Raw genomic sequence first — 26,992 nt, forward strand, 5'->3', positions numbered from 1 at the left:
TGGTCAACCGAAGCGCAAAATAATGCGCTTCGGTTTTATTTTTGTACATAAATTTTGTTAATTTGCATTAAAATGATGAATTGTATTTGTTTAAAGATTTTAATTTGTTAAAATAGTATAAAAATAGATTGAAAGTAAAGGGGTGTATATATGTCAGAAGGGCTTATAAAAATGTGGTTTTCCTTAGGGGCAATGGGATTTATGTTTGTTGCAGTAGTTTTTATTTTATTAAGTAGGCATAAAATGAAAAATAAATTTCTGAAAGGGATTACAGCGTTAGTAGCGTACACCCTCATGATTGTGTCGGGTATTGTTATTTTTCTTGTTGTATTTAGTGGACCTGTGGAGCAGTAAGAGGAGTGTATCTCAAAATGTTACATAAGGAGTAAGTTATACTAGCGTGAAAAGGTGATTGTTAGTGAAAAAAATCCATATTATTTTAATATTTTGTTGCATCAGCGTTTTAACAGGGTGTATGTATCCGAAAGAAAATATGAAACAAAATGCTGTTCCTTATGAAGATCAGTTACAAGTTGTTCAAAAAGCTATTACGACATATAAGGAACAAAATGGTGGGATATTGCCAATTAAAACGCGTGATATGAGTACACCTATTTATCAAAAGTATCCAATCGATTTTCAAAAAATTGCTCCGCGCTACATACAAGAAGCACCAGGGAATGCGTATGAAAGTGGAGGGGTATACCAATACGTATTAATAGATGTTGAAACAAATCCGACCGTAAAGTTAATTGATATAAGGATGGTTGAACAAATTCAGGAATTATCATTAAAATTGAGGATGTACCGTGATGAACATAGATATCCACCGTTTAAAAAAGTAATTTCAGACGGGGTATATGAATTGGATTACAAAAAACTAGGATATAAAGATGTACCGCAAGTGACAAGTCCGTATTCTGGTAAAGGACTTCCTTTTGTAATCAATGAAAAAGGAGAAGTATTTGTTGACTACAGAATCGACTTATATGAAGTGTTGAAAAAAAATGAAGGGCAATTTAAGGAAGGAGAAGATATTCGAAATATACTATCGAAAGACTCCCCATTTGTTCCCGCATATTCTTTACCGTATACGGTGAAGGACGGAGAACCAATTTTTTTTAAATCATAAGTCATGAACCTTTCTTTTAGCGAATAAGTTCTAGAAGAAAGGTTTTTTATGTTATACAACTTGTGATGCAAACAAAAAGTATTTTTTAAATAGTCATATGAAATTGGACAAAATTATTTGATATATTGTCCGAACTTCTAGAATACCATTATATTATATCAGATATTATAGGCAACGTTAGAGAAGGTATTAGTTGACTATATACGCGGAATTATTCCCAAAAATTTTGAGGGAGGGAATCACTTGGAAAAGGTAGATATTTTTAAAGATATTGCGGAACGCACAGGCGGTGATATTTATTTTGGAGTTGTAGGAGCTGTTCGAACAGGGAAATCAACATTCATTAAAAAATTTATGGAACTTGTTGTTATTCCGAACATTGAGAATGAATCTGACCGCCAAAGAGCGCAGGATGAACTGCCTCAAAGTGCTGCTGGTCGTACAATCATGACGACGGAACCGAAGTTTGTTCCAAACCAAGCGGTTTCTATCGAAGTAGATGAAGGACTTGAAGTAAATATTCGATTAGTAGATTGTGTTGGATATACGGTTCCAGGAGCAAAAGGCTATGAAGATGAGAATGGCCCGCGTATGATTAATACTCCTTGGTATGAAGAGCCTATTCCATTCCATGAAGCTGCAGAAATTGGCACGCGCAAAGTAATTCAAGAACATTCAACAATTGGTGTTGTAATTACAACGGATGGAACGATTGGCGAAATACCAAGAAGAGATTATATAGAGGCAGAAGAACGCGTTGTAAATGAGTTAAAAGAAGTTGGAAAGCCTTTCATTATGATTATCAATACTGTACAGCCGTATCATCCGGATACAGAGCAATTACGCCAAAGTTTATCTGAAGAATATGATATACCAGTAATTGCGATGAGTGTAGAGAGTTTAAGAGAAACAGATGTATATAATGTACTTCGAGAAGCGTTATTTGAGTTCCCAGTATTAGAGGTGAATGTAAACCTTCCTAGTTGGGTAATGGTGCTAAATGAAGGGCATTGGTTACGCAAAAGTTATCAAGAAGCAGTTCAAGAGACTGTGAAGGATATAAAACGTCTTCGTGATGTGGACCGTGTCGTTTGGCAGTTTAGTCAATATGAATTTATTGATCGGGCAAGTCTAGCTGGCATTGATATGGGGCAAGGTGTGGCAGAGATTGATTTATATGCGCCAGATGAATTGTACGATCAAATTTTAAAAGAAGTAGTAGGGGTAGAAATTCGAGGGAAAGATCATTTACTGAAGCTTATGCTCGACTTATCTCATGCGAAAATAGAATATGATCAAGTGGCGGATGCCCTGCGTATGGTAAAGCAAACAGGATATGGTGTAGCAGCACCTGCACTAGCTGATATGAGCTTAGATGAGCCGGAAATCATACGTCACGGTTCAAGGTTTGGTGTGAAATTAAAAGCGGTAGCTCCATCTATTCATATGATTAAAGTAGATGTTGAATCGACGTTTGAGCCGATTATTGGTACTGAAAAGCAAAGCGAAGAATTAGTTCGTTATTTAATGCAAGATTTTGAAGATGATCCATTATCAATTTGGAATTCCGATATATTCGGACGTTCGCTTAGCTCTATTGTTCGAGAAGGAATTCAAGCAAAACTATCTTTAATGCCAGAAAATGCTAGATATAAATTAAAAGAAACACTAGAAAGAATTATTAATGAAGGATCTGGCGGATTAATTGCGATTATATTATAAGAAAAAATCCCTCTCATTGTAGAGGGATTTTTTTATTTTTTACGTATGGAATAGAAAAATAAACAGTCATTATCTAATACATTGTTGTAAATTGTCAAGTTTCATCAGATTTTCACATTTTAAGAGTAACAATTTCCTTAAAAATATTGAATTATAAAGGAGAATCGTATAATATAGGCGTTGATAATGATTTATCTACATCTTTGTAGTATAGAATTTGTAAAAATTGCCTACAAATGAAAGTAAGACTCATTTTATGATCATTATACAGTCTTATCTTTGGGAGGAGGTGAATGGCATGAACAAGACAGATTTAATCAATGCTGTTGCAGAAGCAAGTTCCCTTTCTAAAAAGGACGCAACAAAAGCAGTAGACGCTGTTTTTGATTCTATCTTAGAAGCTTTAAAACAAGGTGATAAAGTACAATTGATCGGATTCGGTAACTTCGAAGTTCGTGAGCGTGCGGCTCGTAAAGGTCGTAACCCACAAACAGGTGAGGAGATTGAAATCGCTGCAAGTAAAGTACCTGCATTCAAACCTGGTAAAGCGTTAAAAGATGCGGTTAAATAATCCTTACATATTAACAGGGAAGAAGAGTTTCCTTTTTGGGAACTCTTCTTTTTGCTTTTAAAAACATAAATATGCTAGAATGTGTTCGTATCACTTTTAGGTTTTCGGGAGGGCTAGCGGATGGCAAAAGTTAATTTAGAACAAATTGAACACGCAGTACGCCTTATTTTAGAGGCAATCGGAGATGACCCAAATCGTGAGGGAGTACTTGATACACCGAAGCGCGTTGCAAAAATGTACGCAGAAGTGTTCTCGGGGATGCATGAAGATCCAAAAGAGCATTTGCATAAAGTATTCGGAGAAGATCACGAAGAGCTTGTACTAGTAAAAGATATACCATTTTATTCGATGTGTGAGCATCATCTAGTTCCATTCTATGGAGTTGCTCACGTTGCATATATTCCGCAAGGCGGAAAGGTGACGGGGTTAAGTAAATTAGCTCGTACTGTAGATACAATTGCACGTCGTCCACAACTACAAGAACGTATTACATCAACAGTGGCTAATTCTATCATGGAAGTACTAGAGCCGCATGGTGTAATGGTAGTAGTAGAAGCAGAACATATGTGTATGACGATGCGTGGTGTGAAAAAACCAGGTGCGAAAACGATAACGACGGCAGTACGTGGTGTGCTTGAAAATGATGCTGCAGCGCGTAGTGAAATTTTATCTTTTATTAAAACGAAGTAAAGAAAAGCGGGAAACTGCTTTTCTTTTTTTTACAAGTAAATAAATGATATAGTGTTAGTTGGGCAGAGTGAGAATAGAAAGATTGCTTACATCAATGGAAGGTGTAGCCAAGTTTTGGTTATAGAAAATAGAATGTATGTGTTATAATAAGTTTTATGAATTAGAAAACAAGGGTGATTTTTTGTGTGTGACATCTACGGAGGGTATGCGGGTATAAAAGAGAAATTGATGGAGAAATTACGCCATCCTTATTTTATAAACTATATTGAAGAACCATGTATTGATGAAGAGAAAATAGCATTGTTATATGGAGCTTTAAAAAGTGAAAATTTACATATAGAACAAATTGAGCATTATGTAGTAACGATTATGCTTGTGCAAATTGCGCTTGATACACATGAAAGAGTATCAAACAAAGCGGGGGAAGAAGCGATTGAATCGCATAAACGCCGCCAGTTAACAGTACTTGCAGGTGATTACTATAGTGGGCTATATTATTACTTATTGTCTATGAATCGTGATATTGTTTTAATTCGCGCGCTTGCTGAAGGAATTAAAGAGATTAATGAACATAAAATTATGCTATACCAAAAAGCGCATGACAAGATGGATAACATAATGGAGAGTGTAGTAACGATTGAATCTGCGCTCCTTCAAAAAACATGTGATCATTTCCATTTATCACATTGGAAACCATTTATAACGTATGTATTAGGGAAAAATCGTCTCCAAAAAGAATGTCAACTGTATGCTGATAAACAACATTCACCTGTTTTTCAAGCAGTGCAAGAGGCTTTAGGGGATAAAGCTGATGCAGAAACAGTTATTAATGAATGGATGATGGAATTACGAAAGAAAGAAGATCAATTTTTAGAAGATCACACAGACATAAGTGAAATAAATTCTGTGTTAAGAGATAAATCGAAGACATAAGCAATTTTACATTGGAAGAAGGTACGAGCATGCAACAATCAAAAGAAGAAAGAGTACATGATGTATTTGAGAAAATTTCAGATAAATACGATGTGATGAATTCTGTAATTAGTTTTCAAAGACATAAAGCATGGCGTAAAGAGACGATGCGTATTATGGATGTAAAACCTGGCAGTAAAGCGCTTGATGTGTGCTGCGGGACAGCGGATTGGACAATTGCGCTAGCAGGAGCTGTAGGTGAGCAGGGGAAGGTTGTTGGCCTAGACTTCAGTGAAAACATGTTATCTGTCGGTAAACAAAAGGTAGAGGCGTTACAATTAAAACAAGTAGAACTTCTACATGGAAATGCAATGGAACTTCCATTTGAAGATCATACATTTGATTATGTAACGATTGGATTTGGTTTACGTAACGTACCAGATTATTTACACGTATTAAAAGAAATGACACGTGTAGTAAAACCAGGTGGTAAAGTAATCTGCCTAGAAACATCGCAACCAACAATGATTGGTTTTCGACAAGGGTATATTTTATACTTTAAATATATCATGCCGTTATTTGGAAAGATGTTTGCGAAAAGCTATAAAGAATATTCATGGCTTCAAGAATCCGCTAGTACATTCCCAGGGATGAAAGAATTGGCTCAAATGTTTGAGGAAGCTGGACTTGAACGTGTACAAGTGAAACCATTTACTTTTGGAGTAGCAGCGATGCATTTAGGTATGAAACCAGAATCAAAATAGAAAAAAGAAGTTTTAGGTTAAGGTGAACAATATGAAGTTACAACTTATGTACTCTTTTTTACGATCGGATATTAATGTAATAGAAAAAGAATTAAAAAAGACAGTTGCTTCTGAACAGCCATTAGTAGAAGAGGCGGCATTACAACTCATTGAAGCTGGTGGGAAGCGAATTCGTCCTGTATTCGTGTTGCTTGCAGGGAAATTCGGGGATTATAAGTTAGACGCAATTAAGCACGTCGCTGTTGCGTTGGAACTTATTCATATGGCTTCTCTCGTTCACGATGACGTTATTGATGCAGCGTTTTTACGACGCGGTAGTGCGACTGTGAATGCGAAATGGGGAGATCGTATTGCAATGTATACAGGAGATTATCTGTTTGCTAAGTCTCTTGAATGTGTAACAAATATCGAAATTCCAGAGGCGCATCAGGCACTGTCGCATACAATTTTAGAAGTATGTAAAGGTGAAATTGAACAAATTAAAGATAAATATAACTATGACCAAAATTTACGAACGTATTTAAGAAGGATAAAGCGAAAAACAGCATTATTAATTGCTGCGAGTTGTCAGCTAGGGGCGATTGCTGCTGGTGCTAATCGTGATATGGTAAATCGTTTGTTTTGGTATGGGTATTTCGTAGGAATGTCTTATCAAATTATTGATGACATTTTAGATTTCGTTTCAACAGAAGAGAAACTTGGAAAACCTGCTGGTGGTGACTTACTACAAGGAAATATTACGCTGCCTGCTTTATATGCGATGGAAGATCCAATACTCCGCAAGAAAATCACTTCTGTACATGAAAATACAACAGCAAGTGAAATGAAAGAAATTATTGATGCTGTAAAAAATAGTACAGCTATTGATCAAGCATTTGCGTTTAGCGAACGTTATTTACATAAAGCATTGGAAATAATAAAACCACTCCCACGTGGGCAAGCAAAGTATGCATTACAAAATGTTGCAAAGTATATTGGAAAACGAAAATTTTAGTGTTTATTCTAAAAAATAAAATAATCTCTCTATTTCAAAACTATTGCACAATTGTGATAAGGGTGTTAATATGTGTGTGGGGATATACAATTACATACATAATTCAGAAGTGGAGAGATTTTTTATGGAAAAAACATTTCTAATGGTAAAACCAGACGGTGTACAACGTGCCTTCATTGGGGAAATTGTAGCTCGTTTTGAGAAAAAGGGCTTTCAATTAGTTGGTGCAAAATTAATGCAAGTCACTCCGGAAATTGCTGGACAACACTACGGTGAGCATAAGGAAAAACCTTTCTTTGGTGAATTAGTAGACTTTATTACATCTGGACCTGTATTTGCAATGGTATGGCAAGGTGAAGGTGTAGTAGATACAGCTCGTAATATGATGGGTAAAACAAGACCACATGAAGCGGCTCCTGGAACAATTCGTGGAGATTTCGGTGTAACTGTTGCGAAAAACATTATCCACGGTTCTGATTCTTTAGAAAGCGCAGAGCGCGAGATTGCTATTTTCTTTAAAGAAGAAGAATTGGTAGACTACTCAAAATTAATGAATGAATGGATTTACTAATTATTTTGAAATAATTTGTAAACGCTTTAATCACTGTGATAATAGTAAAAAGTGCAAGAAGAATAGGGGTATTCTTCTTGCACTTTTTTTATTTGGATTAGTTACGAAGTTAGAGCGGTTATGATATATTGATATGTAAAGTAAAAGGCCTATCGGAGAATAAGCGAATGGCTGATCAATCATATAATTTCTTTCATATTTTTAGAGTAATGAAAGATAATATCATTGCTTAATATAGCGAGATAAATACATATACGAAAAGAGGAATAACGTATGCGATATATTACAGCTGGTGAATCTCATGGTCCACAACTTACAACGATTATAGAAGGTATTCCAGCAGGACTGCCTTTAGTAGCGGATGATATAAATGAAGAGTTAGCTAGAAGGCAAAAGGGATATGGGCGTGGTAGACGCATGCAAATTGAAACAGATCAAGTGCAAATTGCAAGTGGTGTTAGACATGGAGAGACATTAGGTTCTCCAATTGCACTTGTTGTTGAAAATCGTGATTTTGCACACTGGACAAAAATTATGGGTGCAGAGTCGTTAACGGAACAAGAAGAAAAAGAAATGAAGAGGAAAGTAACAAAACCAAGACCTGGACATGCTGATTTAAATGGTGCGATTAAATATGGTCATAGAGATATGAGAAATGTACTTGAACGTTCTTCAGCACGCGAAACGACAGTGCGTGTTGCTGCTGGTGCGGTTGCTAAAAAAGTGTTAGCGGAACTTGGTATTACAGTGGCAGGCCATGTAATTGAAATTGGCGGTGTACAAGCTAAGGAGATTACGTATCGTTCAATTGAAGAATTAAAAAGTATTACAGAAGCATCACCTGTACGTTGTTTAGATGAAGAAGCTGGCAACCAAATGATAAAAGCAATTGATGATGCGAAAGCAAATGGTGATTCAATCGGTGGCATCGTTGAAGTAATTGTGGAAGGAATGCCAATTGGAGTAGGAAGTTATGTGCATTATGATCGAAAACTGGATGCGAAATTAGCAGCCGCGATTATGAGCATTAATGCCTTTAAAGGTGTTGAGATTGGAATTGGTTTTGAAGCAGCGCATAGACCCGGAAGTGAAGTTCATGATGAAATTCTGTGGAATGAAGCACGTGGATATACACGAAGAACGAATCATGCAGGTGGATTAGAAGGCGGTATGACGACTGGAATGCCAATTGTTGTGCGCGGTGTGATGAAACCGATACCTACACTATATAAACCTCTTCAAAGTGTGGATATTGATACGAAAGAACCTTTTACAGCAAGCATTGAACGTTCAGATAGTTGTGCTGTACCAGCAGCTAGTGTCGTTGCAGAAGCTGTTGTGGCTTGGGAATTAGCGACGGCTTTAATAGAACAATTTGGATTAGATCGTATGGATCTTATTCGTGAAAATATGGAGAAACATAATGAATATGCGAGGGGATTTTAATGGAAAACATACATATTCAAACGAAATCAAAAGAATATGATGTACATGTTGGGAAAGAGGCATTATTACATTTGACAACATTTGTTCAAAATATGCAGCCAGTTGTATCTAACGTAATGATCATTTCAGATGAAGTTGTTGCATCTTTACATTTACAGACAGTTGTGAATGCATTGCAAGTAGAGCAAGAAGTATTTTCATTCGTTGTACCGAGTGGTGAAAAAGAGAAGTCTTTTGAAAATTTCTATGCGGCTCATACGTCAGCTCTTGAAAATAAATTAGATAGAAATTCTTTAATTATCGCACTTGGAGGCGGAATGATTGGAGATTTGGCTGGTTTTGTTGCTGCGTCGTTTATGCGTGGCATTCGCTTTGTCCAAGTTCCAACGACTTTATTAGCTCACGATAGTGCAGTAGGCGGGAAAGTAGCAATTAACCATCCGTTAGGGAAGAATATGATTGGTGCATTCCATCAGCCAGAAGCGGTTGTATATCATACACCATTTTTATACTCTCTTCCTGAAAAAGAATGGCGTTCAGGTTTTGCAGAAGTGATAAAACATGCTTTGATTGGTGATGTTGAACTGTATCATTGGTTAAAAGAAGAAGTGCAAACATTGGCGGATCTTCGTGATGAGAAGTTAATTCACATATTAATGAAGGCGATTCCTATAAAAGCAAATATTGTATCGCAAGATGAAACAGAAAAAGGTGTACGTGCTCATTTGAACTTTGGACATACGCTAGGGCATGCTCTTGAAAAAGAGATTGGATATGGAAATATTACTCACGGTGACGGAGTAGCAGTTGGGATGTTATTTGCTTTATTTTTAAGTGAGCAAGTGTATAAAGTTGATCTTGCTTATGAAGAGATAAAGCAGTGGTTCTTGCAATACGGCTATCCAAAAATGCCAAGCGATTTGAATGTAGAGCGCCTCGTTCAACTGATGAAACAAGATAAGAAAGCAAATGCTGGAACAATTCATATGGTACTTATGCAGGAATATGGGGTGGTGAACGTCGTATCTATTCCTGATGAGACTGTTCATATTGCGTTAGAAGCATTTCAAAAGGATATGGCTTAAAAATATAGGGAACAGTTATGAAGTGCTTATTTAGAGATGTTTTCGTAATAGTGACGGTTATGATAAAAGATTACAGTAAGGGATTATAATCACTTACTGTAATCGAATTCAATAAAATGACTGGGGGAAGAAAAATGAGAGTGAAAGAGCAATTGTTAACTTTGAGAGCATATGTACCTGGGAAAAATATTGAAGAAGTAAAAAGAGAATATGGATTATCAAAAATTGTGAAATTAGCATCGAACGAAAATCCATTCGGTTGTTCTACAAATGTGACAGAAGCGTTAACATCATTAGTGAGTCAATACGCTCTTTATCCAGATGGATATGCTTTTGAACTTCGGACAAAAGTAGCTGATCATTTAGGTGTAAAAGCGGAACAACTGTTATTTGGTAGTGGGTTAGATGAAGTTATTCAAATGATTAGCCGTGCCTTACTACATGAAGGAACAAATGTTGTAATGGCGAATCCTACATTCTCGCAATACCATCACCATGCTGTTATTGAAGGGGCAGAAGTTCGTGAAGTATCACTTAAAGATGGCATTCACGATTTAGATGCAATGTTACAACAAGTAGATGATAAAACGAAGATTGTGTGGATTTGTAATCCGAATAACCCGACAGGTACATATGTAGAGAAACAAAAATTACTTTCATTTTTAGAATCAGTACCTAAGTCAGCGCTCGTTATTATGGATGAAGCATATTATGAATATGCGGAAGCAAAAGACTATCCGCAAACATTGCCACTTCTTGAAAAATATGAAAATCTTATGGTATTACGTACATTTTCAAAAGCATATGGCTTAGCTGCTTTTCGAATTGGATATGCGATTGGTGATGCGAAGTTAATCGGGCAGTTGGAAGTAGCAAGGTTACCGTTCAATACATCGACTGTAGCCCAAGCTGTAGCAATAGCTGCATTAGAAGATCAAACATTTTTACAAGACTGTGTGCAAAAAAATGCTGAAGGGTTAAATCAATACTATGCATTTTGTAAGGAATATAACGTATTCTATTATCCGTCTCAAACAAATTTCATTTTCTTAAAACTTGGTATTTCTGGTAATGAAGCTTTCGAACGATTAATGAAGAAAGGATATATTGTTCGTTCTGGTGCTGCATTTGGAATACATGATGGCATTCGTATTACCGTCGGATTGAAAGAAGAAAATGATGAAATTATAGAATTACTGAAAGAGCTTGTAAATGAGCAAGTTAAGAAAGAAGAAACCTATTCTTAAGAAATTGTGAAGGCTCCTTTTATAGGAGTCTTTTTTATCCCGCATGAACAGCTCCTAAAAGCTTGGTTGGTGTTGCTTCATAATTAATAAGGGAAGTTATTTGCACGGTCATGAAAGAAAACGGTACAATAGAAAGTAGTGAGGGATCGGTGTCACATCCGAACTTTTTGAACAAGTAGCTACGCTATAAGAAAAAGTACAAGAAGGAGCATGCTCATTCTAAAGGTTGCGTTATAACAGTGCGTTGCTTATGATAAAGTGAAACTTTAATCAGTGGGGGATGTTTATCCCCCGCTAATTATTAGTTGAACCAATCGAGCTTTTACGGGCAGTTGATCCCAAAACTAACTTCTTTGCCTTAGCTGAATTTTGAGGTGGCGGTCTTACTGCCCGTTAATAGCGGGGTAAATGAACAGAAGAGAATATTTTTTAGAATTAAAGGAGACGTTTATGCAAAAGTTTGAACAAGCTGTGTCATATATTGAAAATGGTGAAGCGGAAAAAGGATTACAATTATTAAAAGAACAATTACAAGTTGCGAATGATGAAGAGAAGTATGATATCGCTCGCTACTATCATACACTTGGGTTTACGGATGAGGCGCTAGTAATAACAGAAGATTTACGCTTGCTATATCCAGAAGAGAGTGAATTTACGGTATTTTTAGCAGAATTATATATTGATTTAGATAAAGAAGATGAAGCGATTGAAGTACTTCATGATATTCCAGAAAATGATGATTTATATGTTCAATCGTTATTGCTTGTTGCAGATTTATTCCAAATGCAAGGTTTTGATGATGTAGCAGAGCAAAAACTATTAAAGGCGAAAGAATTGATGCCTGACGAACCTGTTATTACGTTTGGATTAGCAGAATTATATAGTAGTAAAGGTGAAGAACAAAAGGCAATTACTTATTACGAGTCGCTATTAGCGGAACATAAAGTAATGGGGGGTGTTGTCATTGCACTTCGTCTCGCAGAAACGTTAAGTGCAATTGGAAACTGGGAAGAAGCGATCTCTTACTATGAAGCAGGCTTAGAGGAGCAAAAAGATATTCACTCCTTATTTGGATATGCTTTCACATTATATCAAGGAGAAGAATATCAAAGAGCAATTGGTGCTTGGCAAGAACTAAAAGAATTAGATCCTGAGTACGCATCACTATACATGTATTTAGCGAAAAGCTATGAAAAAGAAGGAATGCTGCAAGAAAGCTATGAAACACTTCAAGAAGGAATTAAAATAGATGAGCTTGCTGTTCCGTTTTATGTAGAATTAGCGAGCATTGCAGCTAAATTAGGAAAAGTAGCAGAGGCAGAGGAAGTGCTTCAAAAAGCGCTTGAGTTAGATCCAGGACATTTAGGTGCAATATTAAAATATGCATATATTTTAAAAGGACAAGAAAAGTATGAAGAGTTAATCACAGTTGTAGAGCGTGCTATTGATAGCGGAGAGCCAGATACACAACTACTTTGGGATCTTGCGTTTGCAAAAAAACAATTAGAAATGTATTCGGATGCATTAAAGCACTATGAAAGTGCATATACTTCTTTTAAGAATCATCCAGACTTCTTGGAAGAGTACGGTTATTTCTTATTGGAAGAAGGAATGCGAAAAGAGGCCAAAGAAGTGTTTACTCAGTTATTACAACTAGACCCGACACAAATTCATATTGAAGAGTTGTTATATAATTTAGAGGATTTTTCATAAGTTGGAAGGAAACTGAATGCCGCTTCTTGAATCTAAAAAGAAAAGAGAAAGACAGAGGAGGGACTTAATTGCTATGAATACCCCTGTTTCTGTAAACGAGAAGAAGGATTTTGTAAAATGGTTTTTGAATAATTACCAACTGAAACAGCGTGAATGTGTATGGATTTTGAATTATTTAATGAGTCACGACCAATTAATGCATAAAGTCCACTTCGTAGAGCATGCAAAATATTGTCCGCGTGGCTTAGTGATGTCAGCAAATTGCGTGAAAGACACACCGTTTCACTTTTTTAAACAAAATGTTATGACCACAGATGCTGAAAAATCGTTTCATGATATTCGTTTAAATCGAGATGAGGATATTTATATTCAACTCAACTTTAAATCATCGTTCCAAAACGCAAACTATGTAGCTGTATTAGAAGACAATCCATATTTACCAAAGCATATTGAAGTAAATGAAAAAGATCGTTTACTTGCAGAGAGATTTTTAGAAGAGAGTGTATTTTCATTTAGAAGAGAACGTCTTTTGAAACAAATTGATGAAGCGTTGGATAAGCAAGATAAGGAAGCGTTTCATAGGTTAACAGCGGAGTTAAAGACTTTATAGGATTTATTTGAATTATTAAATTTTTACAAATTTCGGACTTTTTTAAGAAAAACTACCTATCTTGGGTAGTTTTTCTTTTTTTACCCCTTTTAGTATGGTTTAATATATATAAAGTGAAAGTTCTGTCATTTTAGCTGGAGGGAGGGAAGAAATGTGAAATGGATTGTAAAAGACGTGGAACAGTTTGAGCAAGCAAGGGAGTATGTAGATACAGGGGTAATACCTCTTTTGTCAATTTCAGCAGCAAAAGAAATGAAAACGGTAGTAGAACAAGGTGAATTTATTGAATTGTTGAGTATGGAGTTGGAAAGAGAATATAAAGGAAGAGTGCTGTTACTACCTGCATTTACGTATTTAGTAGAAAGTCAAAAGAATGAAAAAGCTCGTTTGCAAGAATGGACAGATCATTTACAAAGTCAAGGCTTTAAACATATTGCTTATGTTACAAGTGATTTTTCATGGAAAGAAGATATGCAAGAGTTACAGGGGGATTTATTTTGGTTACCCTCATTAGCGTTAGAACAATTTAGTGATCAAGCGAAGAGAGAAGTCATTCACGCTCATATAAAAAATATAATGGTAATGTTAGAAGAAAAATGGGGAAAATAGCAATAAACAGAAAGTTCTTATTATTATGAGTAGTATGATATTGACCTGTGCATGAGGGTATTATATCATGATAGTGTCCTAGTATTTATTTTTTATATTATTTTTCACGAGGGGACAATTTCTGATAGAGGGGGGAAATTTTCGTGAGCGAGAAAGAACATCGTGTGTCAAGAAGACAGTTTTTAAATTACACACTTACAGGAGTAGGAGGCTTTATGGCAGCGGGTATTTTAATGCCGATGACGCGATTTGCGCTTGATCCGGTGTTAAGAAAAGAAGCGGGAACAGATATGGTTGCTGTTGCGCAAGTAAAGGATATTACAACAGAGCCGAAGCGTTTCGACTTTAAGGTGAAACAGGTTGACGGATGGTACAAGTCTGAAGAGCCAAAATCTGCTTGGGTGCATAAAGATGAAAGCGGAGACATCGTTGCATTTTCTCCAGTGTGTAAACATTTAGGGTGTACAGTGAACTGGAATTCGGACAAAGCACATCCGAATCAATTCTTTTGCCCGTGTCACGGAGGACGTTATACAAAAGATGGTATGAACATTAAAGGCACACCGCCACTTGCTCCGCTTGATGTGTACGAGTCTAAAGTGAAAGATGGAACGCTGTATTTAGGAAAAGCGAAGCCAAAAGGGGGTGCAAAGTAGATGCTAAATAAAATTTATGATTGGGTAGATGAACGTTTAGATATTACACCGATATGGCGCGATATCGCTGATCATGAAGTACCTGAACATGTAAACCCGGCACATCACTTTTCTGCATTCGTTTATTGCTTTGGAGGACTTACCTTTTTCGTTACTGTAATTCAAATTTTATCTGGAATGTTTTTGACGATGTATTATGTGCCTGATATTAAAAATGCGTGGGAATCTGTTTACTATTTACAAAATGAAGTTGCGTACGGGCAAATTGTTCGTGGCATGCACCACTGGGGTGCTAGTCTCGTAATTGTAATGATGTTTTTACATACACTCAGAGTTTTCTTCCAAGGTGCGTATAAAAAACCTCGTGAGTTAAACTGGATTGTTGGTGTTCTTATTTTCTTTGTTATGTTAGGTCTTGGTTTTACCGGATATTTATTACCGTGGGATATGAAAGCGTTATTTGCTACGAAAGTAGGGATTCAAATCGCAGAGCAAACGCCGCTCATTGGTCCTTATATTAAAACATTACTCGCTGGTCATTCCGAAATTGTTGGCGCTCAAACATTAACTCGCTTCTTTGCTATTCATGTCTTCTTCTTACCAGCAGCACTTCTAGGTTTAATGGCCTTCCACTTCATCATGATTCGCAAACAAGGTATTTCCGGTCCACTATAAGAGATTGCTAAATTAAAGGGGAAAGAACTAAAGGAGGGAGATTATGCATCGCGGCAAAGGAATGAAATTTGTAGGAGATTCTCGAGTACCAGTAGCTCGGAAACCAAATATTCCAAAAGATTATTCTGAATACCCAGGAAAAACAGAAGCATTTTGGCCGAACTTCTTGTTAAAAGAATGGATGGTTGGTGCAGTTTTTTTAATCGGTTATTTATGTTTAACAGTGGCACATCCGTCACCGCTTGAGAGAATGGCGGATCCGACAGATGCCGGATATATACCACTTCCAGATTGGTATTTCTTATTTTTGTATCAGTTACTAAAGTATTCTTATGCTTCTGGTTCATTTACTGTAATTGGAGCGTTTATTATGCCAGGGATTGCGTTTGGAGCATTACTGTTAGCTCCATTTCTCGATCGAGGTCCAGAAAGACGCCCGTTGAAGCGTCCTGTAGCAACTGGATTTATGCTTTTAGCAATTGCATCGATTATCTTTTTAACTTGGGAATCTGTAGCACACCACGACTGGGAAGCCGCAAAGAAACAAGGCGCAATTGTAAAAACAGCACCAGTTGATAAAAATGATGACGGCTATAAGTTAATGCAAAAAAATACTTGTTTAACGTGTCATGGTGATAATTTACAAGGCGGGGCGGCAGCACCAGCTTTGCAGAACTTAACTTTAAAACCTGAAGAAATCGCTAAAATTGCGAAAGATGGAAAAGGTTCCATGCCTAAAGGTGTATTTAAAGGTACGGATGAAGAACTGAAAAAGCTTTCGGAATTCGTTGCAAAGTATAATAAAAAGTAATAGAAAAGCTGACTACAAATTTTGTGGTCAGCTTTTTATTTTGATGACAGAAAGTTTACTATATAATAGAGTAGAGTTTGAGGAAAGAATGAAAGGTGTTGGACATACAGCTTGGTTTACTTGTATGCAATGTTAAGACAACGCTCAGTATTATTATTTTTATTGATTGTTAACATACTAGGTACAATTTACGGATTTATATGGTATGGAAATCAATTAAAAGAAACGTCACCTATATTTTGGCCGTTTGTACCAGATAGTCCTATGGCGACTCTCTTTTTTGTCTTTGTTTTAATTGCTTTCTTGGTAAAGCGAAACTGGGGATTAATAGAGGCGCTGGCAATTGTAACTTTAATAAAATATGGTGTATGGGCTGTTGTTGTAAATGGGGTTATGATTTATGTAAAAGGTCCTATTGGCCTGATGGGGTATATGTTAATGCTATCGCATTTTGCAATGGCAGTGCAGGGAGTGTTATATGCTCCGTTTTACCGTATAAAAAAATGGCATTTTGTAGTAGCAGGTATATGGACATTACATAATGACGCAATTGATTATTTATTTTGGCAAATGCCGAGATACGGAATTATGCATTTGTTTGTAGAGAAAATTGGTTATTTTACATTTTGGTTAAGTATTGTCGTACTGTGCATCACATACTATTATTGCTTACGTGAGCGCCGAAAACAGTTTTCTTTATGATGGTGTGAACATTTAGGGGGAGAAAATGAAGAGAAGTAAGAGTGGAAAAATATTGGATCGATTGATTACGTTAGTTGTTTCATATAGCATAGCATTTTCTATTTTTGCACTTGCAACAATGGCAGTTGTATATGGAAAATGGCTGTATTATTTTGAAATTGATTTTTTAAACATTCCAGATTTAGCGGATATGACAAAAGATGAAATTAAGAGAAATTATGATGTGCTAATTACATATTTATCTCCGTTTTATGACGGAGCATTACATTTACCGACATTAGATATGTCTACAAATGGTCGTATTCATTTTGTAGATGTTAAAAATATTATAGTAAAGATTCAATATGTGATGTATGCGACAATTATGATTGTAGTGATAGGCGGCGTTTATTTATTAAAAAGAAAAAACGAAAAATTTTTACTGCATGGATCGATTGTAACAATTATATTTCCGATAGCACTGGTGTTGCCAATCGCTATTAATTTTGAAAAGAGTTTTGTATTATTCCATAAGCTGTTATTCAGTAACGATTATTGGATGTTTGATATTGAATCGGATCCGATTATTTTAATGCTACCAGAAGAATTTTTTATGCATGCGGCGTGTGCTATTTTATTATTCATTTTAGGTGGTAGTGTACTTTGTTACAGCTTGTATAGATATTTCGTAAAAAAGAAAAGGATTTCAAAGGAAAAATTCTCTGCTTAAAGAGAATTTTTTTGTTTGTAAAACGATAATATATTTTTCGGGACAGTTCTGTTCTATTCTTGTCCAATTCCACATATTTTGTACTAGTAGTTATAGGGGGGACCGGGATGAAGAGAACATTAATTGGATTGATAGCATTTCTAATTATAATGTTTCCGTTACGTATATATGCTGAAGAGTGGAGTGAACTAACGGGGTTGCTAGACGACTCGTTACAGTTAGTGAAGCGTAATGAAGATGAAAAAGCAGTACAAGTATTACAATATTTCTCGGAGCAGTTTTTAGTGAAGGGGAATGAAAAGAAGCAAGAAGTAACACCAGATCAAATTAGAGTCATTTCTTTAGCTTACGACAAAGCGAAACAATCTCTCTCGGAAGAAGATTTAGGTAAGCAAGTTAAAATTGATAATGTGATAGCATTACAACTTGCTGTTGATGCGCAAGTATCGAAATATCAACCGCTTTGGATGGAAAGAGAAGGGAAAGTAATGGATGCTTTTTCTCAAATGGAAAAAGCGATGAAAAAAGAAGATACTGGACAGTTTCAGCAAACGTTAAATACATTCTTAAATGAATTTAATATTATTTACCCAAGCCTAATGATTGCTTTGCCAGAAAACGAGGTGCAACGTGTAAATGCTCATTTATCTTATTTGGATGAATTTCGTAACGTTATGTTAAAAACGAAAGGTGGCCAAATGCAATTAGGAATCATTAAAGGAGATTTGCAAAAGATATTTCACACAGTAAAAAAAGATGAAATTGCCCCCTCTCTCATTTGGTTTATGACAATTACTGGAGGACTTATTTTATTCACATTAACTTATGTTGGATGGAGAAAGTATAAAGGCGAGCGAGAGAAAAGAAAAAGTAATGTACATTCTAAAAATAGATAATGCGATAAAGTGAAACTTTACTCAGTGGGGAGGTTCATCCCTCATTGATTATTAGCCCTCATCAATCGGGCGTTTACGGGCAGTGGATATACCGCCTAACTTCTTTGCTCCAGCAGAATTTTGAGGTGGGAGTCTAACTGTCTACAAATAGCGGGATAAATAAAGATACGGATTGTAAGGTTTATTCATTGACAATGGTGGCAGAAAAAAATAGAATGAGAAGTACTATAATTAAAACTTCAATGGAGGTTCATGATGTTTTATTTAATTTACTTCGCGATCATTTTGATCATACCGTTGTATGCACAGTCAAAAGTACGTAGTGCCTATAGCAAGTATTCACAAGTTTATTCAACATCAGGTATGACAGGAGCAGAAGTGGCTCGGAAAATTTTAGATGAAAACGGATTATACAACGTAGCTGTAGAAGAAACGCCAGGTCATTTATCAGACCATTATGATCCAACTGCCAAAACAGTTCGATTATCAACAGATAACTATTATGGCCATTCAGTTGCTGGTACAGCAGTAGCAGCACACGAAGTAGGGCATGCGATTCAAGATGCAAAAGATTATAATTTCATGCGTGTTCGTCATTCATTAGTGCCAGTTGCTAATTTTGGCTCGAATATGTCTTGGGTTTTCGTCTTAATTGGTGTGTTTGCACAAATGTCTGGTTTATTGTTGCTAGGAATTATTTTGATGGCAGCAGGTGTTGTTTTTCAACTTGTTACATTACCAGTTGAGTTTGATGCATCAAAACGCGCAATGCAACAAATTGAAGCACTTGGTATCGTATCGACAGATGAGTACGGCCAAGCTCGTAAAGTATTAAATGCGGCAGCATTAACATATGTAGCAGCTGCAGCTGTAGCGGTATTTGAATTATTACGTCTTGTATTAATATATACTGGTATGCAGCGTAGCGACGACTAAAGACTATCAATTTTGATAGTCTTTTTTTATTATCTGTAATAAATGGACAGGATAAAATGAAAGAAATATTGTAGGGAAATCATAATTAAGTAGCATACGATGAGGGGGGAGATAATGGAATATCCAGACTATATAGTAAAGCAAGTGAAAGAGCGTAGTGCTTCGTATCAGCTAGAAGGTTTTCTAAGTGGACAAGGCCCTGGAAACCCCAAAATTATGCTCGTTGGTGAAGCACCTGGTGAAACAGAAATTCATAATGGGATTCCGTTTAGCGGTAGAGCTGGAAAACATTTAATGGAGTTTTTAGAACGTATTCATGTTACAAGGGAAGAAGTATATATTACGAGTGCGGTCCGGAGTAGGCCATATAAATGGCGAGAGAAAAAAGAACGAAATGGCGAAAAAATACAGAAAAAGTATAATAGAACACCAAATCAAGGAGAAATACTTGCTCATGCACCTTTATTAGATTATGAGTTGGAATATATAGACCCTCCTGTTATCGTTACGCTTGGTAATATTGCATTACAGCGTTTAGTCGGTAAAAATCATAAAATTACAGATGTTCATGGAGAATTGTTAAAACAACCCGTGCAACAATTGAAAGATAGTTGCTGTACAGAATTTGTATGGACAGAAAAAGAATATTCTATTTTTCCGACCTTTCATCCAGCTTCTATTTTTTATAATCGGAGTTTGTTGGAGCTTATTTATGAGGATTGGGAGAAGCTTAAAAGATATGTAATAAAAAACTAGAAAAGCTAAAGAGCTTTTCTAGTTGAATTTAATTATGTAACGGATTTTTATTTTCATCTAATGTAAAACCTTCACCAACTACATCATGTACGTCACTTACAGCAACAAAGGCATGAGGATCTACAGAAGTAATAATATTTTTTAATTTCACGATTTCATTTTTAGCGACAACGCAATACAATACGTTCCGTTCCACTTTCGTATACGATCCAACAGCTTTTAAAAAGGTTGCTCCGCGCTCCATGTCAGATAAAATTTGGGCAGCAATTTCATCGTTTTTATCTGAGATAATAGTTGCTCCTTTTGCCGCATAGGCTCCTTCTTGCATAAAGTCAATGACTTTCGCTCCGATAAAAACAGCAACTAACGTATACATGCCTTCGCGGTATGATAAATAGGTAAGAATAGAGACGATAATGACGATAGCATCAAACATAAACATTGTTTTCCCCATACTCCAGCCAACATATTTATGAGCGAGTCTTGCGATAATATCTACACCGCCAGTAGTCCCCCCATATTTAAATATTATGCCAAGACCGATACCGATAAATGCCCCGGCGAATAAAGCCGCGAGTGTCATATCATTTTGTAAGTTTAAATGTAAGTTAAGAACGTCGTAACGCTGAAAAATCCATAGAAATAAAGATACGCTGAATGTGCCGATTAGTGTATAGATAAATGTCGTTCTTCCGAGTAACTTCCAACCAATAAAAAATATAGGGATATTTAAAATTAAGTTTGAATAAGAAGGGTCAAACTTAAATAGAAAATACAATAATAGTGTAATACCGGTAAATCCACCTTCTGCAAGGTGATTTTCAATATTGATATTCACAATACCGAAAGAAAAAATAGCGGAACCGATTAAAATGAAAATGATATTTCGAATCTTCAAACTCGATGTCATATAGAAATCCCCCTAATTATGTAGATTGCATTGCTCCGCTGAAACGGTAAAACATAATGATAAGTAATTTCTAGTTGTTAATAAAAATAGCGAAGGCTATAAAAAAACAATTGATTTTAGCTGATTTTTTGCCAAAACCGCAAAAGAAAGTTTCACTTCATTATAGTCTATCCAAAAAAGGGTCGCAAATAGGTGTTTGGCGGGGAATAATATTTGTCAAATCGCGATGAATTGGCTAACATGAAAGAGGAAGGATTAGAGGTGATTAGTATGGAAGCAAAAACGATGAAAGATATGCAGAAAGAAGTAGATGCATATATTGGTCAGTTTAAAGAAGGTTATTTCAGTCCGCTTGCAATGATGGCTCGTTTAACGGAAGAAATGGGAGAGCTTGCGAGGGAAGTAAACCATTACTACGGTGAGAAACCGAAGAAAACAACTGAAACAGAACGTAGTATTGAAGAAGAGCTTGGAGATGTATTGTTTGTTATGATTTGTATGGCAAATAGTTTAAATATTGATTTAGAAACAGCGCATAACATTGTAATGGAAAAATTTAATACACGTGATAAAGATCGCTGGACACGCATTGATGAGGGAGAGAAAGAATAATGAAAGAAATTAAAGTAATTATCGCTGGACCAAGAGGGCGTATGGGACATGAAGCAGTCCTTCTTATGGAAAGAACAGAACATTTCAATTTAGTAGCAGCAGTAGACTATAAGCACGGTGGAGAAAAGATTTCAGACTTACCTGGTATGCCGATGTTAGATACACCGATTTACGCAGATTTACATACTTGTTTAGATGAAGTGGAAGCAGATGTATTATTAGATTTAACAACACCAGAAGTTGGAAAGAAACATGTGACACTTGCAGTTGAACGTGGACTTCGATCTGTTATTGGTACAACTGGATTTACGGAAGAAGAACTAAAGCAATTAACAGAAAATGCAAAAGATAATAAAGTAGGAACAATTATCGCTCCAAACTTTGCAATTGGTGCAGTTCTTATGATGAAATTTTCACAAATGGCAGCGAAGTACTTCCAAGATGTTGAAGTAATTGAATTACACCATGATCAAAAATTAGATGCACCATCTGGTACAGCTGTCAAAACAGTAGAATTAATTCGTCAAAATCGTGAATCAAAGCAGCAAGGTCATCCAAACGAAGTAGAGCAACTAGAAGGTGCTCGTGGTGCAAATGTAGACGGTATTCACATTCATAGTGTACGTTTACCGGGACTTATTGCACACCAAGAAGTAATGTTCGGCGGGGATGGACAAATGTTAACGGTTCGCCATGATTCATTCAATCGTGCATCATTTATGTCAGGTGTAAAATTATCAATTGAAACAGTAATGAACATTGATCATCTTGTGTACGGTTTAGAAAACATTATCGACTAAAGGGGAGACAACGGATGAAAATTGCCTTAATCGCACATGACAAAAAGAAAAATGACATGGTTTCGTTTGCGTACGCATATAAACCAATTTTTGAAAAACATGAATTGTTTGCAACAGGAACGACAGGACTTCGCATTATGGAGGCAACTGGCTTAGTTGTAACAAGATATCAGTCGGGTCCTCTTGGTGGCGATCAAGAAATCGGTGCCATGATTGCAAAAAACGATATGGATATGGTGATTTTTTTCCGAGATCCACTAACTGCTCAGCCGCATGAGCCAGATGTAAATGCATTACTTCGTTTATGTGATGTATATGCGATTCCACTTGCAACGAACATGGCAAGTGCTGAAATGTTAATGCACGCATTAGAACGAGGGGATTTAGATTATCGCAAGTTAAGAAAATGAGGGGAACAATTATGAGTGGATTACATATATTAGCGTTTGGTGCTCATGCTGATGATGTTGAAATCGGCATGGCAGGTACCATTGCAAAATATACGAAGCAAGGGTTTGAAGTAGGTATTTGTGATTTAACAGAAGCTGACCTTTCTTCAAATGGAACGATAGAGTTGAGAAAAGAAGAAGCAAAGATCGCAGCTCGTATAATGGGAGTAAAAACGAGACTGAATTTAGCGATGCCAGATCGTGGTTTGTATATGAAAGAAGAGTTTATACGTGAAATTGTAAAGGTGATCCGTACATATAAACCAAAACTCGTTTTTGCACCATACGATGAAGATCGTCATCCAGATCATGCAAATTGTGCAAAGCTTGTGGAAGAGGCTATTTTTTCAGCAGGAATCCGTAAATATATGCCAGAACTTCCACCACATCGTGTGGAGTCTTTTTATAATTATATGATTAATGGTTTTCATAAACCGAATTTTTGTATAGATATTAGTGAGTACCTATCGCAAAAAGTGGAAGCATTAGAAGCGTATGAAAGTCAGTTTTCAACAGGGAGTGATGGTGTTAAGACGCCGTTAACAGAAGGTTACGTTGAAACTGTGGTCGCTCGTGAGAAGATGTTTGGGAAAGAAGTTGGAGTCTTGTATGCCGAAGGATTTATGAGTAAGAAACCGGTTTTATTACATGCTGATTTAATAGGGGGATGTAAATGAAATTAAAAATAGGTATTACATGTTATCCTTCTGTAGGTGGTTCTGGAGTTGTTGGAACAGAATTAGGAAAGCAATTGGCGGAACGCGGGCATGAAATTCATTTTATTACATCGGGTTTACCATTTCGATTAAATAAAGTGTATCCAAACATTTATTTTCATGAAGTGACGGTGAATCAATACTCTGTATTTCAATATCCACCATATGATTTAGCGTTAGCGAGTAAAATGGCAGAGGTTGCACAAAGAGAAAGTCTTGATATTTTACATGTGCATTACGCAATACCGCATGCAATTTGTGCTTATTTAGCGAAACAAATGATTGGTGAGCGTATTAAAATTGTTACAACCTTGCATGGAACAGATATTACTGTGTTAGGTTCCGACCCTTCGTTAAATAATTTAATTCGTTTTGGTATTGAGCAGTCTGATGTTGTTACTGCTGTCTCGCATTCATTAATTGACGAAACGCATGAGCTTGTAAAACCAAATAAAGACATTCAAACGGTATATAACTTTATAGACGAACGTGTATATTTCAAGCGTAATATGTCTCAATTAAAGAAAGAATACGGTATAAGTGAGAGTGAAAAGGTACTTATTCACATTTCAAATTTCCGTAAAGTGAAACGTGTGCAGGATGTTGTTCAGGCATTTGCTAAAGTTGCTAAAGAAGTTGATGCGAAATTGCTTCTTGTTGGAGACGGACCAGAATTTTGTACAATTTTACAGATAGTGAAGAATTTACATATTGAAGATCGCGTTTTATTCCTAGGGAAGCAAGATAATGTTGCAGAACTGCTTGCGATGAGTGATTTAATGTTGCTTCTATCAGAGAAGGAAAGTTTTGGTCTTGTTTTATTAGAAGCGATGGCGTGTGGTGTACCTTGTATCGGAACAAGGGTTGGAGGTATTCCAGAAGTCATTCAACATGGTGAAACAGGATATTTATGTGAAGTTGGCGATACAACAGGTGTGGCCAATCAAGCCATTCAGCTATTAAAGAATGAAGAGCTTCACCGTAATATGGGAGAGCGAGCAAGAGAAAGTGTTTATGAGCAGTTCCGCTCAGAAAAAATCGTCTCACAATATGAAGCAATTTACTATGACATACTAAGGGATGACAAAAATGGAAAGATTTAAAAAAGCTAGTTCTATTATTGAGATATTAAAACAACAAGGACATGAGGCTTATTTTGTTGGTGGGAGCGTACGAGATCTTATTATCGATAGGCCGATTGGAGATATTGATATTGCGACATCTGCTTTACCAGAAGAAGTAATGGATATATTCCCAAGACATGTTCCTGTTGGTCTTGAGCATGGAACTGTAATTGTTGTAGAAAATGGTGAACCTTATGAGGTAACCACTTTTCGAACAGAAAGCGAATATGAAGATTTTCGAAGACCTAGTAGTGTTCAATTTGTTCGTTCATTAGAAGAGGATTTAAAACGTCGTGATTTCACAATGAATGCGATTGCTATGACAGAAGAAGGCGAAATAGTGGATTTATTTGCTGGGCAGGAAGCGATTCAAAAGAGAGAAATTGTAACAGTTGGAAATGCAGCGAATCGTTTTCAAGAAGACGCACTAAGAATGATACGTGGCATTCGGTTTGTAAGTACGTTAGGGTTTTCTTTAGAAACAAAAACGAAGCAAGCGATTGAAACGTATGGACACTTGCTAGAACATATAGCAATTGAGCGCATCACAGTAGAGTTTGAGAAACTGTTAACTGGTACCTATTGTGTGAAGGGCCTCAAAGAATTAGTAGAGACGAAGTTATTTTCTCATTTGCCCTATTTACAAATGTCAGAAGAGAGACTGTTAAAAGCTACGCAGTATAAATGGGATTCTTTTGAAACAGACATTGAGGCATGGGCATTTTTCTTATATTGTATCGGAGAAGAGCATCCATCTGTATTTTTACGTCAATGGAAGTTTTCGAATAAAAAAATAAAAGATATTGTCGCAGTTTTATTAACAATTCGTACGAGAAAGGAGAAGGATTGGGATACAGTCCTTCTTTATAAAACGGGAATTCATATCGCTGAAATGGCAGAGAGAGTATATGAAGCGATGATTGAAAACTATAACCCTACATCTGTTAAACGAGTACAATCAATGTTTCATGCATTGCCAATCAAGGGTCGTCAAGAAATGAATGTGAGTGGGAATGATCTATTAAACTGGGCGAATAAAAAGCCTGGTCCGTGGGTTGCTGAAATGCTTCAAAAAATCGAAGAAGCGATCGTACAAGGAAATGTAGTTAATGAGAAAGAGAGTATAAGGGAGTGGCTGCAAAGATGCAATCTACTATAAGAAAGCAGTTGTTGCAAGTTTTTTCTGAAGCGGATGGAGAGTTTGTATCTGGCCAAACAATTAGTGATAAACTTGGTTGTTCAAGAACCGCTGTGTGGAAACATATGGAGGACCTTCGGAATGAGGGATATGAACTTGAAGCTGTGCGTCGATTAGGTTACCGCATTGCGGGTAAGCCAGACAAAGTAACTGCTAATGAAATTCAGTTAGGATTACAAACAGAGCGTATCGGTAGAACGGTTTATTTTGAAGAATCAGTTGAATCTACTCAGCATATTGCAGCAAAACTTGCTTATGAAGGAGTAGAAGAGGGAACAATTGTCGTTGCGGAAGAGCAAACTGCAGGTAGAGGCCGTTTAAGTAGAAAGTGGCATTCGCCAAAAGGAACAGGAATTTGGATGAGTATTATTTTGCGTCCATCGATCCCGGTTCATCATGCCCCGCAGCTCACTCTGCTAGCGGCTGTTAGCGTTGCACAAGCAATTGAAAAATGCACAGGTGTAAATGTAGGAATTAAATGGCCGAATGATATTTTAATTCAAGGTAAAAAGGCTGTAGGTATATTAACAGAAATGCAAGCGGATCCTGATAAAATCAATGCTGTCATTATGGGAATTGGTATTAATGCGAATCAAAAACAAGAACATTTTGATGAGGAAATTCAGCAAATTGCCACTTCTTTAGCGATTGAATCAGGTAAGCCAATTGTTCGTGCGGAACTTATGCAACAAATCTTTTTACAACTAGAAAAATTATATGAAGAGTATTTACAAAATGGTTTCTCTGTAATTAAAATTCTTTGGGAAAGTTACGCTGTGAGCATCGGGAAAGAAATTACTGCCCGAACGATGAGACAGACGATTACGGGGCTAGCAAAAGGGATTACAGAAGAGGGTGTATTGCTTCTGGAGGACCATGAAGGGAAAATACATCATATTCATTCTGCGGATATCGAAATGAAGTAAAAGAAGTTCCTTTTTTGGAACTTCTTTTTTATTTCAACATTTTTGAGTAG

Annotated in this window: 31 protein-coding genes; 30 read left to right on the forward strand and 1 reads right to left on the reverse strand. The window is 36.4% G+C overall.

The window, feature by feature from the left end; genetic code table 11:
• Positions 1 to 150: 150 nt before the first annotated feature.
• From JDS92_RS07340 to JDS92_RS07450, 23 genes are all read left to right on the forward strand, one after another.
• A complete protein-coding gene (locus JDS92_RS07340; RefSeq protein ID WP_001289001.1) occupies positions 151 to 354 on the forward strand; it encodes a DUF2768 domain-containing protein in 204 nt (67 codons plus the stop codon).
• Between the two features lie 64 nt (positions 355 to 418).
• Positions 419 to 1,132, forward strand: coding sequence for a hypothetical protein (locus JDS92_RS07345; protein ID WP_000719829.1), 714 nt, complete (start codon positions 419 to 421; stop codon positions 1,130 to 1,132).
• Positions 1,133 to 1,375: 243 nt separating this feature from the next.
• A complete protein-coding gene (spoIVA, locus tag JDS92_RS07350) occupies positions 1,376 to 2,854 on the forward strand; it encodes a stage IV sporulation protein A (RefSeq protein WP_000416518.1) in 1,479 nt (492 codons plus the stop codon).
• Positions 2,855 to 3,152: 298 nt separating this feature from the next.
• Positions 3,153 to 3,425: an HU family DNA-binding protein gene (locus JDS92_RS07355; protein WP_001043860.1), complete on the forward strand. Its 273-nt coding sequence runs from the start codon at positions 3,153 to 3,155 to the stop codon at positions 3,423 to 3,425.
• Between the two features lie 120 nt (positions 3,426 to 3,545).
• The gene (gene folE, locus JDS92_RS07360; RefSeq protein ID WP_001151479.1) at positions 3,546 to 4,115 is read left to right on the forward strand and encodes a GTP cyclohydrolase I FolE; all 570 of its coding nucleotides are present in this window, start codon (positions 3,546 to 3,548) and stop codon (positions 4,113 to 4,115) included.
• Positions 4,116 to 4,298: 183 nt separating this feature from the next.
• On the forward strand, positions 4,299 to 5,048 hold the full coding sequence (locus tag JDS92_RS07365) for a heptaprenyl diphosphate synthase component 1 (RefSeq protein WP_000332836.1): 750 nt from the start codon (positions 4,299 to 4,301) through the stop codon (positions 5,046 to 5,048).
• A gap of 29 nt (positions 5,049 to 5,077) precedes the next feature.
• Entirely contained in the window at positions 5,078 to 5,791 is a 714-nt protein-coding gene (gene menG, locus JDS92_RS07370) for a 2-heptaprenyl-1,4-naphthoquinone methyltransferase (protein ID WP_001187664.1), read from the forward strand.
• 31 nt (positions 5,792 to 5,822) lie between these two features.
• Positions 5,823 to 6,785 carry a heptaprenyl diphosphate synthase component II gene (gene hepT, locus JDS92_RS07375; RefSeq protein WP_000776088.1) on the forward strand — a complete coding sequence of 321 codons (963 nt, stop codon included), beginning with the start codon at positions 5,823 to 5,825 and terminating at the stop codon, positions 6,783 to 6,785.
• Positions 6,786 to 6,909: 124 nt separating this feature from the next.
• Positions 6,910 to 7,356 (forward strand): nucleoside-diphosphate kinase, encoded by a 447-nt coding sequence (gene ndk / locus JDS92_RS07380; protein WP_000415890.1) that lies wholly within the window; start codon positions 6,910 to 6,912, stop codon positions 7,354 to 7,356.
• A 273-nt stretch (positions 7,357 to 7,629) separates the two neighbouring features.
• Positions 7,630 to 8,802: a chorismate synthase gene (gene aroC / locus JDS92_RS07385; protein ID WP_001269353.1), complete on the forward strand. Its 1,173-nt coding sequence runs from the start codon at positions 7,630 to 7,632 to the stop codon at positions 8,800 to 8,802.
• Positions 8,802 to 9,887, forward strand: a complete 1,086-nt coding sequence (gene aroB / locus JDS92_RS07390; protein WP_000427688.1) for a 3-dehydroquinate synthase — start codon at positions 8,802 to 8,804, stop codon at positions 9,885 to 9,887. Before aroC ends, aroB begins: the two co-directional genes overlap by 1 nt.
• 134 nt (positions 9,888 to 10,021) lie before the next feature.
• Positions 10,022 to 11,134, forward strand: a complete 1,113-nt coding sequence (gene hisC, locus JDS92_RS07395; protein ID WP_001264040.1) for a histidinol-phosphate transaminase — start codon at positions 10,022 to 10,024, stop codon at positions 11,132 to 11,134.
• A 450-nt stretch (positions 11,135 to 11,584) separates the two neighbouring features.
• Positions 11,585 to 12,847 (forward strand): tetratricopeptide repeat protein, encoded by a 1,263-nt coding sequence (locus JDS92_RS07400; protein ID WP_087970169.1) that lies wholly within the window; start codon positions 11,585 to 11,587, stop codon positions 12,845 to 12,847.
• A 73-nt stretch (positions 12,848 to 12,920) separates the two neighbouring features.
• Positions 12,921 to 13,457: a ReoY family proteolytic degradation factor gene (locus JDS92_RS07405; RefSeq protein WP_001095919.1), complete on the forward strand. Its 537-nt coding sequence runs from the start codon at positions 12,921 to 12,923 to the stop codon at positions 13,455 to 13,457.
• Positions 13,458 to 13,610: 153 nt separating this feature from the next.
• Complete coding sequence (locus tag JDS92_RS07410) at positions 13,611 to 14,066, forward strand: YpiF family protein (protein WP_000871316.1); 456 nt, start codon at positions 13,611 to 13,613, stop codon at positions 14,064 to 14,066.
• A 143-nt stretch (positions 14,067 to 14,209) separates the two neighbouring features.
• Complete coding sequence (gene qcrA, locus JDS92_RS07415; protein ID WP_001290419.1) at positions 14,210 to 14,722, forward strand: menaquinol-cytochrome c reductase iron-sulfur subunit; 513 nt, start codon at positions 14,210 to 14,212, stop codon at positions 14,720 to 14,722.
• Positions 14,723 to 15,397 (forward strand): menaquinol-cytochrome c reductase cytochrome b subunit, encoded by a 675-nt coding sequence (gene qcrB, locus JDS92_RS07420; protein ID WP_000932700.1) that lies wholly within the window; start codon positions 14,723 to 14,725, stop codon positions 15,395 to 15,397.
• A 43-nt stretch (positions 15,398 to 15,440) separates the two neighbouring features.
• Positions 15,441 to 16,208, forward strand: coding sequence for a menaquinol-cytochrome c reductase cytochrome b/c subunit (gene qcrC, locus JDS92_RS07425; RefSeq protein WP_000554601.1), 768 nt, complete (start codon positions 15,441 to 15,443; stop codon positions 16,206 to 16,208).
• 111 nt (positions 16,209 to 16,319) lie between these two features.
• Positions 16,320 to 16,910: a lipoprotein heptaprenylglyceryl N-acetyltransferase LhaT gene (gene lhaT, locus JDS92_RS07430; RefSeq protein ID WP_106080500.1), complete on the forward strand. Its 591-nt coding sequence runs from the start codon at positions 16,320 to 16,322 to the stop codon at positions 16,908 to 16,910.
• 25 nt (positions 16,911 to 16,935) lie between these two features.
• Positions 16,936 to 17,619 carry a lipoprotein intramolecular transacylase Lit gene (lit, locus tag JDS92_RS07435; RefSeq protein WP_199631734.1) on the forward strand — a complete coding sequence of 228 codons (684 nt, stop codon included), beginning with the start codon at positions 16,936 to 16,938 and terminating at the stop codon, positions 17,617 to 17,619.
• A 107-nt stretch (positions 17,620 to 17,726) separates the two neighbouring features.
• On the forward strand, positions 17,727 to 18,515 hold the full coding sequence (ypjB, locus tag JDS92_RS07440; RefSeq protein ID WP_000831603.1) for a sporulation protein YpjB: 789 nt from the start codon (positions 17,727 to 17,729) through the stop codon (positions 18,513 to 18,515).
• A gap of 255 nt (positions 18,516 to 18,770) precedes the next feature.
• Positions 18,771 to 19,451 (forward strand): zinc metallopeptidase, encoded by a 681-nt coding sequence (locus JDS92_RS07445; RefSeq protein WP_000499539.1) that lies wholly within the window; start codon positions 18,771 to 18,773, stop codon positions 19,449 to 19,451.
• Positions 19,452 to 19,565: 114 nt separating this feature from the next.
• Complete coding sequence (locus tag JDS92_RS07450; RefSeq protein WP_097957069.1) at positions 19,566 to 20,207, forward strand: uracil-DNA glycosylase; 642 nt, start codon at positions 19,566 to 19,568, stop codon at positions 20,205 to 20,207.
• Positions 20,208 to 20,235: 28 nt separating this feature from the next.
• Here JDS92_RS07450 and JDS92_RS07455 read toward each other — a convergent pair whose 3' ends face one another.
• Positions 20,236 to 21,117, reverse strand: coding sequence for a YitT family protein (locus JDS92_RS07455; RefSeq protein ID WP_000204285.1), 882 nt, complete (start codon positions 21,115 to 21,117; stop codon positions 20,236 to 20,238).
• A 270-nt stretch (positions 21,118 to 21,387) separates the two neighbouring features.
• On the opposite strand from JDS92_RS07455, the gene JDS92_RS07460 reads away from it, so the two are divergent.
• From JDS92_RS07460 to JDS92_RS07490, 7 genes are read left to right on the forward strand one after another with little or no spacing between them, the layout of a single operon-like run.
• Positions 21,388 to 21,729, forward strand: a complete 342-nt coding sequence (locus tag JDS92_RS07460) for a nucleotide pyrophosphohydrolase (RefSeq protein ID WP_044810165.1) — start codon at positions 21,388 to 21,390, stop codon at positions 21,727 to 21,729.
• A complete protein-coding gene (gene dapB, locus JDS92_RS07465; RefSeq protein ID WP_000658815.1) occupies positions 21,729 to 22,529 on the forward strand; it encodes a dihydrodipicolinate reductase in 801 nt (266 codons plus the stop codon). The genes JDS92_RS07460 and dapB overlap by 1 nt, the downstream gene beginning before the upstream one ends.
• Positions 22,530 to 22,543: 14 nt before the next feature.
• Complete coding sequence (gene mgsA / locus JDS92_RS07470; protein ID WP_000684760.1) at positions 22,544 to 22,939, forward strand: methylglyoxal synthase; 396 nt, start codon at positions 22,544 to 22,546, stop codon at positions 22,937 to 22,939.
• Positions 22,940 to 22,950: 11 nt separating this feature from the next.
• On the forward strand, positions 22,951 to 23,655 hold the full coding sequence (gene bshB1 / locus JDS92_RS07475; protein ID WP_000015657.1) for a bacillithiol biosynthesis deacetylase BshB1: 705 nt from the start codon (positions 22,951 to 22,953) through the stop codon (positions 23,653 to 23,655).
• A complete protein-coding gene (bshA, locus tag JDS92_RS07480) occupies positions 23,652 to 24,797 on the forward strand; it encodes an N-acetyl-alpha-D-glucosaminyl L-malate synthase BshA (protein WP_000768312.1) in 1,146 nt (381 codons plus the stop codon). Before bshB1 ends, bshA begins: the two co-directional genes overlap by 4 nt.
• Positions 24,784 to 25,977, forward strand: a complete 1,194-nt coding sequence (locus JDS92_RS07485; protein ID WP_199631735.1) for a CCA tRNA nucleotidyltransferase — start codon at positions 24,784 to 24,786, stop codon at positions 25,975 to 25,977. Before bshA ends, JDS92_RS07485 begins: the two co-directional genes overlap by 14 nt.
• Positions 25,962 to 26,942, forward strand: coding sequence for a biotin--[acetyl-CoA-carboxylase] ligase (locus JDS92_RS07490; protein ID WP_001192037.1), 981 nt, complete (start codon positions 25,962 to 25,964; stop codon positions 26,940 to 26,942). The genes JDS92_RS07485 and JDS92_RS07490 overlap by 16 nt, the downstream gene beginning before the upstream one ends.
• The last annotated feature ends 50 nt before the right edge of the window (positions 26,943 to 26,992 follow it).

It is taken from the genome of Bacillus cereus group sp. N12 (assembly GCF_016483575.1).
Classification (GTDB): Bacteria; Bacillota; Bacilli; order Bacillales; family Bacillaceae_G; genus Bacillus_A; species Bacillus_A toyonensis.

What these genes read in the sequence shown, in the direction of transcription:
- JDS92_RS07340 (WP_001289001.1), top strand. Translation starts at nt 151, where the DNA reads ATGTCAGAAGGGCTTATAAAAATGTGGTTTTCCTTAGGGGCAATGGGA.
- JDS92_RS07355 (WP_001043860.1), top strand. Translation starts at nt 3,153, where the DNA reads ATGAACAAGACAGATTTAATCAATGCTGTTGCAGAAGCAAGTTCCCTT.
- folE (WP_001151479.1), top strand. Translation starts at nt 3,546, where the DNA reads ATGGCAAAAGTTAATTTAGAACAAATTGAACACGCAGTACGCCTTATT.
- menG (WP_001187664.1), top strand. Translation starts at nt 5,078, where the DNA reads ATGCAACAATCAAAAGAAGAAAGAGTACATGATGTATTTGAGAAAATT.
- hepT (WP_000776088.1), top strand. Translation starts at nt 5,823, where the DNA reads ATGAAGTTACAACTTATGTACTCTTTTTTACGATCGGATATTAATGTA.
- ndk (WP_000415890.1), top strand. Translation starts at nt 6,910, where the DNA reads ATGGAAAAAACATTTCTAATGGTAAAACCAGACGGTGTACAACGTGCC.
- aroC (WP_001269353.1), top strand. Translation starts at nt 7,630, where the DNA reads ATGCGATATATTACAGCTGGTGAATCTCATGGTCCACAACTTACAACG.
- aroB (WP_000427688.1), top strand. Translation starts at nt 8,802, where the DNA reads ATGGAAAACATACATATTCAAACGAAATCAAAAGAATATGATGTACAT.
- hisC (WP_001264040.1), top strand. Translation starts at nt 10,022, where the DNA reads ATGAGAGTGAAAGAGCAATTGTTAACTTTGAGAGCATATGTACCTGGG.
- JDS92_RS07400 (WP_087970169.1), top strand. Translation starts at nt 11,585, where the DNA reads ATGCAAAAGTTTGAACAAGCTGTGTCATATATTGAAAATGGTGAAGCG.
- JDS92_RS07405 (WP_001095919.1), top strand. Translation starts at nt 12,921, where the DNA reads ATGAATACCCCTGTTTCTGTAAACGAGAAGAAGGATTTTGTAAAATGG.
- qcrB (WP_000932700.1), top strand. Translation starts at nt 14,723, where the DNA reads ATGCTAAATAAAATTTATGATTGGGTAGATGAACGTTTAGATATTACA.
- qcrC (WP_000554601.1), top strand. Translation starts at nt 15,441, where the DNA reads ATGCATCGCGGCAAAGGAATGAAATTTGTAGGAGATTCTCGAGTACCA.
- lit (WP_199631734.1), top strand. Translation starts at nt 16,936, where the DNA reads ATGAAGAGAAGTAAGAGTGGAAAAATATTGGATCGATTGATTACGTTA.
- ypjB (WP_000831603.1), top strand. Translation starts at nt 17,727, where the DNA reads ATGAAGAGAACATTAATTGGATTGATAGCATTTCTAATTATAATGTTT.
- JDS92_RS07445 (WP_000499539.1), top strand. Translation starts at nt 18,771, where the DNA reads ATGTTTTATTTAATTTACTTCGCGATCATTTTGATCATACCGTTGTAT.
- JDS92_RS07450 (WP_097957069.1), top strand. Translation starts at nt 19,566, where the DNA reads ATGGAATATCCAGACTATATAGTAAAGCAAGTGAAAGAGCGTAGTGCT.
- JDS92_RS07455 (WP_000204285.1), bottom strand. Translation starts at nt 21,117, where the DNA reads ATGACATCGAGTTTGAAGATTCGAAATATCATTTTCATTTTAATCGGT.
- JDS92_RS07460 (WP_044810165.1), top strand. Translation starts at nt 21,388, where the DNA reads ATGGAAGCAAAAACGATGAAAGATATGCAGAAAGAAGTAGATGCATAT.
- dapB (WP_000658815.1), top strand. Translation starts at nt 21,729, where the DNA reads ATGAAAGAAATTAAAGTAATTATCGCTGGACCAAGAGGGCGTATGGGA.
- mgsA (WP_000684760.1), top strand. Translation starts at nt 22,544, where the DNA reads ATGAAAATTGCCTTAATCGCACATGACAAAAAGAAAAATGACATGGTT.
- bshB1 (WP_000015657.1), top strand. Translation starts at nt 22,951, where the DNA reads ATGAGTGGATTACATATATTAGCGTTTGGTGCTCATGCTGATGATGTT.
- bshA (WP_000768312.1), top strand. Translation starts at nt 23,652, where the DNA reads ATGAAATTAAAAATAGGTATTACATGTTATCCTTCTGTAGGTGGTTCT.
- JDS92_RS07485 (WP_199631735.1), top strand. Translation starts at nt 24,784, where the DNA reads ATGGAAAGATTTAAAAAAGCTAGTTCTATTATTGAGATATTAAAACAA.
- JDS92_RS07490 (WP_001192037.1), top strand. Translation starts at nt 25,962, where the DNA reads ATGCAATCTACTATAAGAAAGCAGTTGTTGCAAGTTTTTTCTGAAGCG.